We start from the raw sequence: 14,701 nt of genomic DNA on the forward strand, positions 1-14,701 counted from the left end.
GTGGACCAGGCGGCAAATTCTACGGCGGGGCCTGTGCTTCATGGGACCTTCCGGATGTCCGCTTCCTCGTCGTCGTCGCGCACCATGAGCAGCTGGAGACGGACGATTTTTTCGTCCTGGATGGTGAAGTAGATGTCCACGACCACGGGCTGCGACATGCCCGCCACCGCGAAGTCGCCCCGCAACCCGGCGGCGAGGATCACGACGTCATAGTGCTGATGCACATCCATCGCCGTGATGTGGACCCGCTCGCCGATGATCTCGCGCTCGAGCCATCCGCAGATGGCATTGATGCCCCAGAAGTTGCGCAATTGGTCGTTCACCTGCGCGTCCGGTGCGAACAGGTTGATCACGGCCCGCAGGTCGCCGCCGTTGATGGCGGCGATGAAGTCGGAGACGACACGGTGTGCGCCCGGCGGGAGTTCCGGCGTGTCGGAGTCGGAAGGGGTGTCCATGGTTCGATCTGCAAGGCCTTCGCGCCATCTTGCGCGCTCGCGGGGCGACTGCGCGTTAGATCTTGTTAGAGCCAGGCAGGGCGCGATGTGAGGGCGGGCCGGGCAGCCACCTCCAAGGAGGTAGCCGCGAAGAGAGGCGCCGTGGTGCCGCAGCGCGCCGACGATGCCTGCAGGCCAGCGCCACCGATCCTCGGCGGCGGGCCCAACCCCCTCAACTCTGGAGTTCGTCATCATGAAACTGAAGACCCGTGCATTGCTTGCCCCTCTGTTCGCCGCCCCGCTCGTGCTGGGCATCGTGGCCGCCAGCCCGACCGCTGGTGCCGCTACCGACCGCGTCAACAACGTGGTGCTGGTCCACGGCGGCTTTGTCGACGGCGGGGGCTGGGAGCCCGTCTACAAGCTGCTCAAGGCCAAGGGCTACAACGTCAGCATCGTGCAGAACCCGACGATCTCGTTCGCTGGGGACGTGGCCGCCACGAAGGCCGTGCTGGACGCGCAGGAGGGGCCTGTGGTCCTCGTGGGCCACTCGTATGGCGGCGCGGTGGTCACCGAAGCCGGCAACGACCCGAAGGTGTCGCGCCTGGTCTACATCGCCGCCTTCGCGCCGGACAAGGGCGAATCGGTCAAGACGCTGATCTCGAACCCGGTGCCGGGCGCGCCCGTGCCGCCGATCCTGCCGCCGGTGAATGGCTTCCTGATGCTGGACAAGGTCAAGTTCGCCGGTGCCTTCGCCGGCGACCTGCCGGCCGAGCGTGCGGCGTTCCTCGCCAATGCCCAGGTGCCCTGGAGCGTCGAGGCCCTGACGGGCGAGGTCACGACTGCGGCGTGGAAGACCAAGCCCAGCTGGTACCTCGTGGCGACCGACGACAAGATGATCCCGCCGCCCGCGCAGCGCCTCATGTCCAAGCGCGCCGGCGCGACCGTGGTCGAGACGCGCGGCAGCCATGCCGTGTACGAGTCGAAGCCCTCCGCGGTGGCATCGATCATCGAGAAGGCGGCGCTGGCCAGGCCGCAGCCACAGTAAGGCCGGGGCATCGGGCCTGCAGCGGCATGGTTCGCAAGGCCCGGTGCCAACAACGTCTAACTGGACCGGTGGGCGCGATGTGCCGAGCATCTCCTCCGGATCGACGAAGTCGCCGATCGCAAAGGAGATGCCATGTGGAATCGTCCGTTGGAACCCGTGAACGTTCTGGTCTGGCTGGCCGAGCCGCTGCTGCGGGCCGGCGTGCGCGCCACGCTCTTCGGCGCCGGACTGCCGTGGCTGGCCGAGAGCCTGCCATCGGCGGCGCAGCGAGGCGGCCATGTGGTCGTGACGGACTGGTCCTCCGGCCTGTGCCTGGCGCAGCGCGGCACGGAACCCGGGCTCCCGTCGCTGCAGTCGCATTCGAAGATCCTGGTGATCGCCCCGCGGGCGCGCGAGTGCGCCGCCGCTTCGGCGTTGCATGCCGGTGTAGACGGACTGGTGCTGTCCAACTGCACGCCCGACGAGCTGGTGCTGGCGATCCGTTCGTTGGCCGAAGGCGCGCGCTATGTGTGCCCCGAGGTGGCGCAGCGCGTGGCTGCACGCGGCCATGGCGAACAGCTGACGTCGCGTGAAGACCAGGTGCTGCGGTTGCTGGCGCGCGGCCAGTGCAACAAGACCATCGGGCGTCAGCTCGGCATTGCGGTCGGCACCGTGAAGACGCATGTCAAGGGCGTCCTGGCCAAGCTCGGCGCGTCGTCGCGCACGGAAGCGGCGAGCATCGCGGCGGAAAAGGGGATGGTCGAGATCCCCGAGTTCCGCAGCCGGCGCGCCGCGTGGCAGCCGGGCGTCGCTGCGACTGTGCACCTACCGGCATGAGAAGCTGGCCGCGCTGGTGATGCTGCCGCCGTTGTAGACCGGCATGCGCGGGTAGGCGCACATCGGGCCGCTGGCTGCGGGCGCCGTGGCCGGCGTGTTCAATGCAACCTGGTCGGGCGGCGCGATGCCTTGCTCGACCCAGTCGGTCAGCGCCTGGTAGTTGAGCGCCTCCGGGTACAGCGGCGGATTGGCCTGGGCATTGGCCGTGCCGTTGGTCGGAAAGTGCCCCATGCCCGGGATCAGGTAGAGCTTGTAGAAACTCTGCACGGCAGGCAGGCCGCCCATCTGCGCCGCCACGCGCCGGTAGTAGTCGATGGCGCCCGCATGCGGGATCAGCTGGTCGGACGACCCCATCACGGTGATCAGCTTGCCGCCGCGATCGCGGAAACGGCTCAGGTCGGGGTTGTCGGTGTCGATGTCCGAGAACTGCGATTGCAAGGCGCGTCCGCGGTCGCCCATGTCTGCCAGTTGCGCATAGCTCAGGTTCTTCCAGCCGTTCGCGCCGTTGCCGGTCGCGTTCAAGAAGCTGAGGCCTGCGCGGGTCGGGTCTTGCAGGAACAGGGCCGCCATGTCCGAGGCGATGAAGAACGGGGCCGGGCCGGCCACCAGGCTCAGGCCCGCGCCGCGTGGCAGTCCCCACCACAGCTGCTTCGGCGACAGCGCCACGCCCATGCCGTTGTCGACGGCCGGATCGGGCACCGAGCCGTCGGCCGTCGGGCCGAACCATATCTTGTTGACGGCATTTGCCTGCACCGTGCTCAGGCAGTCCGCCGTGGTGTTGGTGCCGCCGTCGGCGGTGCACAGGAGGGCCGTGTCTTTCGTGGGGTCGTACCTGCACTGCGCCGGGTCCAGCAGGTAGCCCAGGTGCTGGCCGCCCACGAGGTCGCAGGCGTTGAGCGCCGCCATCGACACGGCGGTGGACTGCCCGGCCGTGAGCGGCACGCCGCCCAGGTCGCGCTGGATCACGATCTGCGGATAGAGCGCACCGATGGAAAAGCGCGACCAGTTGATGGCCGGCGAGGTGGCGATGATGCCGTCGAAATCTTCGGGGTACTTCTGCGCCTGCTTCAGGCCCTGGCGTCCGCCGGTGGAGCCGCCGTGCCAGTAGGTGTGGCGCGCGGGCGCAGCGAAGTAGGCGGCGGCCAGGGCCTTGGCCTTCAGCGTCATCTGGTGGATGCCGCGCTCGGCGAACTCGTTCCAGCCCACGGTGTTGATGGTGCCGTCGGGGTTCATCAGGAAGCTCGAGTTGCCGGCGGGATGCCCGGTGTCCGTTGTCGCCGCCACGGCGCCTTCCTCGCCCGCCACGCGCCATGGCGAGGCCGTGGGCGCATCGGCAAAGCCCGTGAGCGAGGTCTGCGGTCCGCCAGCCATGGCGGCACCACCGAGCAGGTGCAGGCGCCGGTTCCACTTCGCCGCCGAGGGCAGCCAGATCTCGATGCCGATGCCCTTCGTGGTCGACGGCGCATCGGCAGGGCCGGCATGGCCCGGGCCGACGAGCAGCTTGACCAGGCACAGGTCCGACGCCGCCACGGGCGTGCTGCCCGTGGCCGTGCCCGAGAGCAGCAGTGCCTCGCCCGCTTTGAAGGCCTTGACCAACAGCACCTGCGTGTCGGCATCGGGCTGGAACGCGGTCTTCAACGACTCGTCGCAGACCAGAGGTGCCGGCGCCGCGGCCGGTGGCGGTGCAGGCGAGGGCGCGGGTGGCGGCACGAAGCCGAAGAGGCCACCGCCCTCACCGCCGTTCCCGCCACCGCAAGCCACGAGCGCGGCGCACAGCCCGCCGGCCGCCACACGCGCGCTGGTGCGCAACAAGGCGTGGATGTCGATCATCTTGTCCATGAGGCCTCCGGGTTCGAACGGTGAAGGGCGCGATCAGAAGTTGTGCGAGATACCGAACTGCAGCCCGCGCGCCGGACGGCCCGGCGTGCTGGCCGGCGACGAGTCGGCCACCACATAGGCCGCGTTGCCGCGGTTGCGCACGAGCGAGTAGGTGCCATACAGCGCGGTGCGCTTGCTGAGGTAGTGCACGTAGCCGACGGCGTATTGCGTGGCGTCGTCGTTGTCCAGGCCGCCCGGGCCCGAGCGGTTGGAACGCGCCACCGAAGCCTTGATGACGCCCGGCCCGACCGGCACGCTCACGCCCAGCAGCGTGTTGACCTGCTTGTCGCCCTCGGTCTTCTGGTGGTAGTAGTTCGCGTAGAGCTTCACGAGCCCGAAGTCGTAGGTGCCGCCGATGCTCGCCACGCGGTAGTCATTGGGGCCGACCGGCGTCACGCCGTAGGCCAGTGCGATGTCGGCCGTGCCGTTGCTCCAGCCCACGCGCCCGCCGCGGTAGCGTGCGCCGTCCTCGCCTTCAGGCAGCGCGTACATCGCCTGGCCGTAGAAGCCGCCCAGGCCCTTGGGCAGGAAGTAGCCCACCGAGTTGTTGGCGCGTGCCAACGTGCGTGCACCGCCCAGGCCGAAGGGCCAGCCTTCGATGATGTTGGCCGAGCCGCCCACGCCCACGGTGCCGAAGGGCGAGAACTGCGAGATGTTCCAGAACGTGGGCGTGTAGTCGCGCCCGAGCCGCAGCTCGCCGAAACTGTTGTGCGACAGGCTCACCGTGGAGCGGCGGTGAAAGCCGGTGCCCTGGATTTCGCCCGTGTCGGGCAGCAGCGCCATCTCCAGCCAGAAGCTCGCGGCCAGTCCGCCGCCGAGGTCTTCCGTGCCGCGAAAGCCCAGGCGGCTGGGGAAGATGTTGCCGCCCTGGTCCATCGACTTGACGGAGCGCCCGTCGCTCTTCGAGTAGGTGAGGTTCATGTCCAGCGTGCCGAAGAGCTGGACGCTCGATTGCGCCGTGGCGCTCGCACTGGCAGCGATGCACAGCGCGCCGGCGACGGTGCGCGGCAGCCGCCGGTGCAGGCGTTGAAAGGGGTGGGGGGTGATCCTCATGTCTCTGTCTCCTTGTTGTAAAAATGGCGCGCGTCGGCACACGGCGCCTGCATGGCAGGCACCGCGGCGTGAAAGCTTCGGAAGAAAAAAGGGGCGCGCGGCGTTCAGCCGCGTCGGGGCACCGTCGTCAGTCGATGCGGATGTTCTTGGCCTTGATCAGCCGGCCCATGGCTTGCGATTCGCGTTCGATGGCAGCGGCCGCCTCGCCGGGCGTGCTGCCGATCGGGTCGAGGCCGGCGTCGCTGAGCAGCTTGCCCATCTCGGGCGAGTGCGTGATGGCGACGATCTCCTTGTGGAGCCGCTCCACGATGGCCGCAGGCGTCTTCGCCGGCACCCAGAAGCCCAGCCAGGTGAAGACCTCCACGCCCGGATAGGTCTCGGAGAGCGTGGGCACGTTGGGCAGCGCCGCACTGCGCTTGTTGCCTGTGTACGCCAGCGCCTTCAGCCGCCCCGACTTGATGTTCGCCAAGGCCGACACCGGCGGCTCGAAGCCCAGCTGCACCTGGCCGGCGATCAGATCTGGTGCGGCGCTCAGCTTGTAGGGCACGTGCAGCAGTTCGATGTCGGCTGCGTCCTGGAACAGCTCGAAGCCCAGGTGCGAGGTGGTGCCCGAGCCGTACGAGGCAAACGAAATCTTGCCCGGCTCTTTCTTGGCGAGGGCCACCAGCTCGGGAATGTTCTTCACCGGCATCGCGGGAGTGGCCACGATGAACGAGCCGCCCTTGAGCGCCTGCGTGACGGGCACGAGATCGTTCTTCGCGTCGTAGGGCATCTTCGACAACAGGAACGGCGTCATCGTGAACGGGTTGCTCGTCGAGAACAGGACCGTGTAGCCGTCGGGCGCCGCCTTGGCGACCGCGTCGGTGCCGATGGAGGCGAGCGCACCGGGCCGGTTCTCGACCACCACCGGCGTGTTCAGTGCGCGGCTGAGGCGGTCGGCATAGGCGCGTGCGAACAGGTCGGAGCCGACGCCCACGGGCGTGGGCGTGACGATCTTGATCGGGCGCGAAGGCCAGGGCGTGCCCTGGCTCCAGGCGGGTGCGAGCATGCACGACGTGGCCAGCACGGCGAGCAGTGGGTGAACGAGTCTTTTCATGGGGTGTCTGTCTCCGGTGTTTCTTGTATTCGGGGCGATGGCGCTCAGGTGGCCCGCTCAGCGTTTGGCAAAGGCGGGTAGTCCATGCGGTCCAGTCCCGGCACCGTCACCCGCGCGGGGTCGTTGCCGTGCGCCTGCAGCTGCTCGACGGCGTAGTCGGTCACGCAGCCCGAGAGCAGCTGGCGCGGGTCTTCGAGCACCACACGCAGCCGCGTGTTGAGTGCGCGCCAGTCGTCCGGCCCGGCGATGGCCGGCATCTCGGCGACCGCACGGGTGTCGGCATCGAGCACGGGGCGCACGGTCGAGCCCGGTTCGTAGCGCGGATAGCCGTCGTACATTAGCGCGCCGAGTTCGCTCACGGCGCGCGTGTGGGCCCACAGCTGGCGCATCGGTGTCTCGAAGGCGCGCACGGCGGCGATGTCTGCGCCGGGCTGGAATTCACTGCCGACGTGCGGCGCAATGAAGAGGCGGTCGAGCGAGAGCGTGTGGCGCGAAGCGCCGAGGATCATGGCGCACACCGAGTTGGTGGTCCACGTCACGCCCGCCGTGGGCCGGCCCTGGCGCCCCACGACCAGCGCCATCGCACGCGACCAGTCGATGGCGTGGCCGTCCAGCCAGCCGATCACGCGGTGGCTGATGTCCATGCCGACGAGGAAGAAGGTCGCGATCATCACGGCGTTCATCGGCACCGTGGCTCCGACGGCGTTTCCCGTGCCTTCGAGGTAGTGCGTGCGCATGTCCTCGGGCGTGAAGAGGGCGGGTTGCTCGAGCACGCGCTCGAGGTAGCGCTCGGTGAGCACACACGAGTAGTGCACCAGCTCGGCGATCTTCTGCTCGCGCCCGCGATAGGCCGGCACCGCGATCGCGTCGCGCCACAGGGCCACCGAGTTGGCTTCACGCGCGATGCGCGTGGCAACCAGCAGCCGTTCGGCTTCCTTGCGCCACAGCGGACCATCAGGATCAACCATGCGCATCTTGAGAATGGACGCCACGGCCGGCCCGTGGTGCGAGATGCCCGCCAGCTCCTTGAAGCCGCGTGTGGACAGGCGAAAGCCCTGCACCTCGGGGTCGCGGCCGTTGCCGGGGAACAGCACCACGTCGGCGCTGGTGGCGACAATGAGCGGATCGCCCGCCGTCGCGGCACCGGTCAGCGCGGCCAGGTTCGCGCCGATGCCTTGCGGCCCGCCCGTGTAGGTTTCGAACAGCCGCAGCAGCTCGGGGCTCTGGTGCGGATTGGCTGGGGCGTTCATGCGGACTCCTTGTCGTCTGCAGCGAGGTCGAGCCGGTACACGCGGCTCGGCGTGCGAAAGCGCACCTCGCCGCTGAGGCTGTTCGTCACCACAAGGTAGCGCTGGCCTTCGGCTTCGAAACAGGTCGAGTCGGTGCCGCCGGAGGTCGGAAACTCGGCGACGGGCACCAGCTGTCCGTCTTGCATGCGGTAGATCACCGACTGCAGCTGCGGAATCGGCGCCTCGCGCGTGCCGTGCAGAAAGTTGACCTGCACCAGCCGGCCGCCGTCCGCCGTCGCCATCCATTCGAACTCGCGCCCGCCCGGGCCGCTGAGCACCTGGTGCGGCACGAAGCGGCCGTCGGTCCAGCGCAGCAGCACGGTGTTTTCATGCAGACAGGCGAACACCAGCCAGGTGGCGCCTTCTGCTTCGAAGCAGCAGAAGGCGCGACCGCTTTTGCCCTCGAAGGTCTGGAACGGCTCGAAGGCCTCGCCGTTCCATCGCAGCAGGTGCGAGGGCACGGCCTGGTCGGCATACGCGAGCAGCTGCTGGCCGCCCACCTCGATGAAGGCCCAGTTGTAGCCCCAGCCCGAGTGCACCGTCTGGAACTTGACGAAGCGCTCGCCGTCCCATTCGAAGATGCACGATTCGGCGCCCGGCGGGAGCGGCGTGTCGCCGTGGGTCACGCCTTGTGCGAGCGCGAGGAAGTGGCGGCCTCCGATCTGGAAGTGAGCCCACTGCTTGGCGGCCGAGGTAGGCACGCGCTGGAAGATGTCGAAGCGGCCATCGATCAGTTCGAAGATCGTCGAGTGCGTGTCCAGCGCGTACGGGCCCGAGCCGGTGCGCAGGCTCGCGGTGGCCAGGAAGGCGCGCGTGCCGATACGGAAGAACGCGGCGTCCTCGCCGCCGGGCACCGCAAGGCGCGTGTGCTCGACGAAGCGCTCACCGTTCCACCGGTAGACCAGCGCATCGACGTCGCTGTTGCCCAGCGTCATCTGCGCGGGCTGGCCGGCAACGTCCTGGGCCAGTTGCGGCACCACGAGGTAGCGCGTGCCGTCGTGTTCGAAGACCTCGGCGGCGCGTGCGCCCGAGGTGTCGAGTTCCTGGATGCAATGCAGGGTGAGGTTGGACATGGTTCAGAAGCCGAAGAGGCGTGCGGGGTTGTCGGCCAGCACCTTGCGGCGCGCGTTCGCATCGGGAATCCAGTTGCCCAGCAGGTTCAGCAGCTCGCCGGTGTCGCGCCCGCCTTCCGGAATGTGCGGCCAGTCGCTGCCCCAGATCACGCGGTCGGGCACGGCCTCCACGATGGCCTGCGCGAGCGGGCGCAGCTTCGCGTAGTTGCCGTCCTTCGCAAGGCGGTAGGGGCCCGAGAGCTTGAACCAGCCGCGTCCGTCGGCCACGGCGCGCAGCAGGCGGTCGAAGTCGGCGCGCGTGAGGCCGTCGCTTTCGAGCATGTAGCCCATGTGGTCGATCACGAAGTCCGAGTCGAGGTCGGGCAGCACCGGGATCAGGTCGCGCACGACCCAGCCCGGCGTATAGAACTGCACGTGCCAGCCCAGCGGGCGGATGCGTTCGATGCTGCGCTCGATGTAGGCATGCAGCTCCGCCGTGGGCAGCTTGGCGCGGAGGAACAGGTCGAGCCGCAAGGCGCGCACGCGGCGTGCGTGCATGGCGCGCAAGGCTTCGTTGGACACGTCATCGTCGACCATCGCCACGCCGCGTGCGCGGTCGCCGGCGGCGTCGAGCGCATCGAGCATGCAGCGGTTGTCGGTGCCGTAGAAGCTGGGTTGCACGATCACGAAGCGCTCGATGTCGAGCACGCCGAGCGCGCTTTGCAACTGCACGAGGTTGCCGTCGGGCAGCGTGTAGTGCGGGTGATCGACGCGCGGGTAGCGGTCGGCAGGGCCGAAGACGTGCACGTGCGCGTCGCAGGCGCCGCCGGGCACCTCGAAGGCGGCGCGGGTCAGGGTCTGCGCGTCGCGCATGGGCTTGGAAGTCAGGATCTCGTGGTTCATGGTCGGGCGGTGGCGGGAGCAAAAGAAGAAGAGGAAGAAGGCGAGCGGTCGACGGACGCATGGCCGGCCAGCGCGCCGCGCACGCGCTCCTGCATCGCGGTGAGCAGCACATCGGTGTCGATGCCCGTCATGAGGAAGGGCGCCGCACCGCGCGCCAGCAGCTCGGCGTTGAGCGCTGCGTCGGCGATGCCGCCGATCGACAGCGGCGTGCCGGCGCGCGCGCAGGCGGCGAGGGCGGTGTTCAGCGCCTGCTGCATCAGCGGGTGGCTGTAGTCGCCCGGCACGCCGAGTTCGGCGCTCAGGTCATTGCAGCCGATGCTCACCAGGTCGACGCCGGGCACCCGCGCGATCGCTTCGGCGTTCTCGATGCCCAGCGGGCTTTCGATCAGCACGTTGACGACCACGGCATCGTTGGCGAGGCGGTAGGTCTCGGCCACCGGCAGGCGGCGGTAGCCGAACTGCGGCAGCACGGCGATGGCCGAGCGGTGGCCGTGTGGCGGAAAGCGGCAGGCGGCGGCCAGGTCGGCGGCCTGCGCGGCGGTCTCGATGCGCGGAAAGATCAGGCCCGATGCCCCCGCGTCGAGCAGCCGGCCGATGGCGCCGTACTCGCGTTCGGGCACACGCACCAGCGCCATCAGGCCCAGGTCGTGCGCTGCGGCGCAGATGGCGCCCGCCGCGTCGAGCGGGATGGTGCTGTGTTCGAGGTCGATCCAGACCGCGTGGTGGCCGCTGGCCTTGGCCAGCCGGGCGATGTCGGGCGTGCGCGCCAGGCGGATGCCGAAGGCCGTCAGGGGCTCGCCGCGGGCCAGCCCCTGCATCAGCGGGTGGCCCTGGAAAGGCTTGGGTGCAGGGTGTTCCTGCGGCTTGTCTCTGCTTGTCATGCAGGCATCGTAGGCAAGCTGTCTTATATTTGGAAATACTGTTTATCGTCGGTTTCTCATACCTGGTAGATATCATGGAACTGCGCCATCTCCGCTATTTCGTCGCCGTCGCCGAGGAGCTCAACTTCACGCGCGCCGCGCAGCGCCTGCACATTGCGCAGCCGCCGCTGAGCATCCAGATCCAGGCGCTCGAAGAAGAGCTGAAGGTCCGGCTGCTCGAGCGCGACAAGCGGCGCGTGTTTCTCACGCAGGCGGGCCGCCACTTCCTGGAGCGGGCGCGCGGCATCCTGCAGGAGGTCGAAACGGCCAAGGGCGAAGCGCAGAGCGCGGCCTCGGGCGAGGTCGGCAGCATCGCGCTGGGCTACACCGCGTCGTCGATGCTGTCGCCGGCCATGCCCGCGGCCATCCTGCGGTTCCGCAAGCTGCACGCGCGCGTGGTGCTCACGCTGAAGGAGATGACCTCGCTCGACCAGCTCGATGCCGTGCATGGGCACAGCCTCGATGTCGCGGTGCTGCGCCGGCCGAACGTCGAGATCCCGACCGGCCTCATCGTCGAGGAGTGGTACCAGTCGCCGCTGATGGCCGTGGTGCCGCGCGACCACCGGCTCAGCGGCAAGCCGCTGCGCATCGCCGATCTGCGCGACGAACCGCTGGTGATGTACCCGCGCAATGCCGGCATCGGGCTGTACTGGAAGGTGCAGGACCTGTGCGCCAAGGCCGGCTTCAGGCCGCGCATGGTGCAGGAGGCGCGCGAGGCCTCGACCATCGCCGGGCTGGTCGCCGCCGGCGTCGGCATCGCGCTGGTGCCGGGTGATACGCGCTGCATCCAGCTCGATGGCGTGGTCTATCAATCGGTGCTCGACAAGGAGGCGGTGTCGAGCCTGTACCTGGCGCATCGGGAGGCCGACCCGAACCCTTACGTCGACCTGATCCTCAAGGAGCTTCGGGCCGCGCTGAGGCGCAAGCCCGGCCGCGGCGCGAAACGTCCAGAGGCCTCGCCGCCGGGCCGTTGACCGGGGAGGGCGCCGACGGGGCGCATGTCGACGCCCATGCGCCTGACATGGATTCATAAATAAATAATTGACACATAAACTATTGAGGCATAAATTTAAGCCACAGCGAGAGTTCGAGTGCGGCTTTCGGTGGCCTTCCTTCAGACGCACTTTTCCAAACAGCGCGCCCAGGCGCGCATCCAGGAGTTGCAAATGTCTATGCTCAAGATCGCGAAGTTCCTCACCGTTGCCTTTAGCGCCGCTGTGGTCACAGCCGGTGTGGCCGGCGCCGCCACCACTGCCACGACCGCGAGAGCGGCCAAGCCCGGCATCGTGCTGGTCCACGGCGGCTTCGTTGACGGGTCCGGCTGGGAAGGCGTCTACAAGATCCTGAAGAAGGACGGCTACGACGTCACCATCGTGCAGAACCCGACCCTCTCGCTGGCCGACGACGTCGCCGTCACGAAGCGGGCGATCGCCGCGCAGAAGGGACCAGTCGTGCTTGTCGGCCACTCCTACGGCGGCGTCGTGGTCACCGAGGCGGGCAACGATGAGAAGGTGGCCGGCCTCGTCTACATCGCCGCCTTCGCGCCCGACAAGGGCGAGTCGGTCGACTCGCTGATCAAGAACCCGCCGCCCGGCGCACCGGTGCCCCCGATCCTTCCGCCGCAGGACGGCTTCCTGATGCTCGACAAGGCGAAGTTCGCCGCTTCCTTCGCCGCGGACGTGAAGCCCGAAACGGCAGCCTTCATGGCCCACTCGCAAGTGCCGTGGGGCGTTGCCGCCCTGGGCGGTGCGGTGAGCGAGCCCGCATGGAAATCGAAGCCGAGCTGGTACCTCGTGGCCAAGGACGACAAGATGATCCCGCCGCCGGCGCAGCGCAACATGTCCAAGCGCGCCGGGGCCGTCGTCACCGAAGTGCCCGGCAGCCACGCGGTCTATGTGTCGAATCCCAAGGCCGTGGCCGCGGTGATCGAACGCGCGGCCGGCAAGGTGGCTGCTGCCGCCAACTGAGGGTTGCGAGCACCGCCCCGGGGGCCAGACTGGCCCCCGGGATTGCGTCTGGCGGCTGCGCGCTCGCCGCGCAGGCCCCGCTTGCCTCGGCCGTTGAAGCGCATCGGGGCACATCAAAAAGTTAACGCTGCTCTAACGATTCAGCGCTAGTCTGCGGCCTGGATCGAAGAACGGGAGCCGGTGTGCGGGTGCTGCTTGTTGAAGACGACGAAATGATCGGGAAGAGTCTGCTGCGTGGCCTGGAGCGATCGGGCTGGGCGGTGGACTGGGTGCGCGACGGCCTGCTGGCGCGCAGTGCGCTGGCCGACGGCGACTACACCTGCGTGCTGCTCGACCTGGGCCTGCCGGGCCTGGACGGCGTCGAGGTGCTGCGCCACGCGCGCGGCATGGGCAACGCCACGCCGATCCTGATCCTCACGGCGCGCGACGGCCTCGGCCAGCGGGTGGAAGGGCTCGACCTGGGCGCCGACGACTACCTGCTCAAGCCCTTCGAGCTGCCCGAGTTGCTGGCGCGCATGCGCGCGGTGGTGCGCCGCCGCCATGGCGCCGCCAACTCGGTCATCGGCAGCGGCAGCGTGCAGCTGGACCTCACCACGCGCGAGGTGCTTTTTCGGGGCACGCGCGAAACGCTCACGGCCCGCGAGTTCGCGCTGATGCACGCCATGCTGGAGCGCCCGGGCGCGATTCTGTCGCGAGAGCAGCTCGAGAACCGCATCTACGGATGGGGCGAAGAGGTGATGAGCAACGCGGTCGACGTGATCATCCACAACATGCGGCGCAAGCTCGGCGCCGACACCATCCGCAACGTGCGCGGCATGGGCTGGCGCGTGGTCGACGTATGACATCCGAACCCGGCCGCCCTTGGTACTCGCCGAGTTCGCTGCGCAACAAGCTGCTGATGTGGCTGGTGCTGGTGCACCTGGTCGCGGCGGCCGGCTTCGCGTGGTTCACCTACGAAAGCTACGACCGGCTCATCGTCACCTTCAAGGACGACCAGATGCAGATGCTGGCCGACGCCTATGCGAGCAACGTGGCCGTGCCCGAACTCAAGCCGGCGGACGAGCGCAGCACCTTCGAGCGCGGCACCTTCGTCATCCAGGTCTGGAACAACCGGGGCGAGCTGCTGGCCAGTTCATGGCCTGCGCTGCCGGTGGCGCGCCAGGCGTCGGAGGGGCTGACCACCGTGCGCACGGGCCCGGGCAGCGAGGGCGTGTGGCGTGTCTACTCGACCGCGCCGGTGGCCGAGCTCGGGCGCTTCCAGGTGCAGGTGATCCAGAACGGCGGCGTCGTGCGCCGGCTGGTGACCAAGCGTGCGCTGTCGTCCATCGCGCCCATCGCGCTCCTGCTGCCGCTGTCGCTGGCCGCGCTGTGGTGGGTGGTGTGGGCCACCTCGCGCAAGCTGCGCAGCGTGGTGCTCGACGTGGCGGCGCAGGACGAGCGCAGCCTGTCGGAGCTGTCGGTGTCGCGCGTGCCCGACGAGATCGCGCCGCTGGTGGAAGCCTTCAACAGCCTGCTCGGGCGTCTGCGCCAGGCCTTTGCCGCGCAGCGCCGCTTCGTGCAGGACGCCGCGCACGAACTGCGCACGCCCATTGCCGCCATCGGCCTGCAGCTGGACAACATGCGCGCCGAGGTGCCGGCCGAGGCCGTCGCCGAGCACTACACGCACCTCAAGGGCGGCGTGACGCGCGCCCAGCACCTGATCGAGCAGCTGCTGCGCCTGTCGCGCCAGGAAAGCAGCACCGAGCCCGAGGCACCGGTGGCGCTCGATGTTGCTTCGGTGCTGCGCGACAGCGTGGCGCAACTCATGGTCGTGGCCGACCGGCGCCGCATCGACATCGGCTTCGAAGGGCAGGCCACCGCGACGGTGACCGCACCGCCGGCCGAGCTGCGCAGCGTGTTCGACAACCTGATCGACAACGCGCTGCGCCACTCACCCGAAGGCGGCGTGGTCGACGTGCGGCTGCACGAGGTGGACGGCCGGCCGGTGGTCGACGTGGTGGACAACGGGCCGGGCATTCCGCCTGAGCTGATCGAGCGCGCCTTCGACCGCTTCTTCCGCGTGCCGGGCAACTCGACCGAGGGCAGCGGGCTGGGCCTGGCCATCGCGCGCATGGCGGCGCTGCGCAACGGCCTGCGCATCGTGCTGTCCAACCGCCATGACGCGCAGGGCCGGCCGGCGGGGCTGCTGGCGCGCGTGCACCTGCGCGCCGCCGATGCGGGCCGCGCGGCTTAACGCTGGGTTAACTCT

General features: G+C 68.9%; 14 protein-coding genes. 6 read left to right on the forward strand and 8 right to left on the reverse strand.

Features of this window, described 5'->3' with window-relative positions; genetic code table 11:
• Positions 1 to 38: 38 nt before the first annotated feature.
• Positions 39 to 455, reverse strand: a complete 417-nt coding sequence (locus tag CLU95_RS29800; RefSeq protein WP_099796919.1) for a nuclear transport factor 2 family protein — start codon at positions 453 to 455, stop codon at positions 39 to 41.
• 232 nt (positions 456 to 687) lie between these two features.
• Between CLU95_RS29800 and CLU95_RS29805 the strand changes: the two genes are divergently transcribed.
• On the forward strand, positions 688 to 1,479 hold the full coding sequence (locus CLU95_RS29805) for an alpha/beta hydrolase (protein ID WP_099796920.1): 792 nt from the start codon (positions 688 to 690) through the stop codon (positions 1,477 to 1,479).
• A gap of 132 nt (positions 1,480 to 1,611) precedes the next feature.
• Entirely contained in the window at positions 1,612 to 2,295 is a 684-nt protein-coding gene (locus tag CLU95_RS29810; protein ID WP_099796921.1) for a response regulator transcription factor, read from the forward strand.
• Here the strand turns inward: CLU95_RS29810 and CLU95_RS29815 are convergent.
• The 7 genes from CLU95_RS29815 to CLU95_RS29845 all read right to left on the reverse strand — a co-directional run bounded on the left by CLU95_RS29815 (position 2,284) and on the right by CLU95_RS29845 (position 10,447).
• Positions 2,284 to 4,134, reverse strand: coding sequence for a tannase/feruloyl esterase family alpha/beta hydrolase (locus CLU95_RS29815; RefSeq protein WP_257214768.1), 1,851 nt, complete (start codon positions 4,132 to 4,134; stop codon positions 2,284 to 2,286). The two genes, CLU95_RS29810 and CLU95_RS29815, sit on opposite strands and share 12 nt — an antisense overlap.
• 33 nt (positions 4,135 to 4,167) lie before the next feature.
• Positions 4,168 to 5,226, reverse strand: coding sequence for a porin (locus CLU95_RS29820; RefSeq protein ID WP_099796922.1), 1,059 nt, complete (start codon positions 5,224 to 5,226; stop codon positions 4,168 to 4,170).
• A 127-nt stretch (positions 5,227 to 5,353) separates the two neighbouring features.
• The gene (locus tag CLU95_RS29825) at positions 5,354 to 6,322 is read right to left on the reverse strand and encodes a Bug family tripartite tricarboxylate transporter substrate binding protein (protein ID WP_099796923.1); all 969 of its coding nucleotides are present in this window, start codon (positions 6,320 to 6,322) and stop codon (positions 5,354 to 5,356) included.
• Between the two features lie 44 nt (positions 6,323 to 6,366).
• Positions 6,367 to 7,572 (reverse strand): DUF5624 domain-containing protein, encoded by a 1,206-nt coding sequence (locus tag CLU95_RS29830; protein WP_099796924.1) that lies wholly within the window; start codon positions 7,570 to 7,572, stop codon positions 6,367 to 6,369.
• Positions 7,569 to 8,684 carry a hypothetical protein gene (locus CLU95_RS29835; protein WP_099796925.1) on the reverse strand — a complete coding sequence of 372 codons (1,116 nt, stop codon included), beginning with the start codon at positions 8,682 to 8,684 and terminating at the stop codon, positions 7,569 to 7,571. Before CLU95_RS29835 ends, CLU95_RS29830 begins: the two co-directional genes overlap by 4 nt.
• Positions 8,685 to 8,687: 3 nt before the next feature.
• Positions 8,688 to 9,566 carry an amidohydrolase family protein gene (locus tag CLU95_RS29840; protein WP_099796926.1) on the reverse strand — a complete coding sequence of 293 codons (879 nt, stop codon included), beginning with the start codon at positions 9,564 to 9,566 and terminating at the stop codon, positions 8,688 to 8,690.
• Entirely contained in the window at positions 9,563 to 10,447 is an 885-nt protein-coding gene (locus tag CLU95_RS29845; RefSeq protein ID WP_099796927.1) for an HpcH/HpaI aldolase family protein, read from the reverse strand. Before CLU95_RS29845 ends, CLU95_RS29840 begins: the two co-directional genes overlap by 4 nt.
• Positions 10,448 to 10,521: 74 nt before the next feature.
• Between CLU95_RS29845 and CLU95_RS29850 the strand changes: the two genes are divergently transcribed.
• The 4 genes from CLU95_RS29850 (at position 10,522) to CLU95_RS29865 (ending at position 14,686) form a co-directional block, all read left to right on the forward strand.
• Positions 10,522 to 11,460 carry a LysR substrate-binding domain-containing protein gene (locus CLU95_RS29850; protein WP_099796928.1) on the forward strand — a complete coding sequence of 313 codons (939 nt, stop codon included), beginning with the start codon at positions 10,522 to 10,524 and terminating at the stop codon, positions 11,458 to 11,460.
• Positions 11,461 to 11,652: 192 nt separating this feature from the next.
• Entirely contained in the window at positions 11,653 to 12,453 is an 801-nt protein-coding gene (locus CLU95_RS29855) for an alpha/beta hydrolase (RefSeq protein ID WP_257214769.1), read from the forward strand.
• Between the two features lie 182 nt (positions 12,454 to 12,635).
• A complete protein-coding gene (locus CLU95_RS29860) occupies positions 12,636 to 13,295 on the forward strand; it encodes a response regulator transcription factor (RefSeq protein ID WP_099796930.1) in 660 nt (219 codons plus the stop codon).
• A complete protein-coding gene (locus CLU95_RS29865) occupies positions 13,292 to 14,686 on the forward strand; it encodes a sensor histidine kinase (protein WP_099796931.1) in 1,395 nt (464 codons plus the stop codon). Before CLU95_RS29860 ends, CLU95_RS29865 begins: the two co-directional genes overlap by 4 nt.
• Positions 14,687 to 14,701 lie beyond the last annotated feature (15 nt).

It is taken from the genome of Variovorax sp. 54, assembly GCF_002754375.1.
Classification (GTDB): Bacteria; Pseudomonadota; Gammaproteobacteria; order Burkholderiales; family Burkholderiaceae_C; genus Variovorax.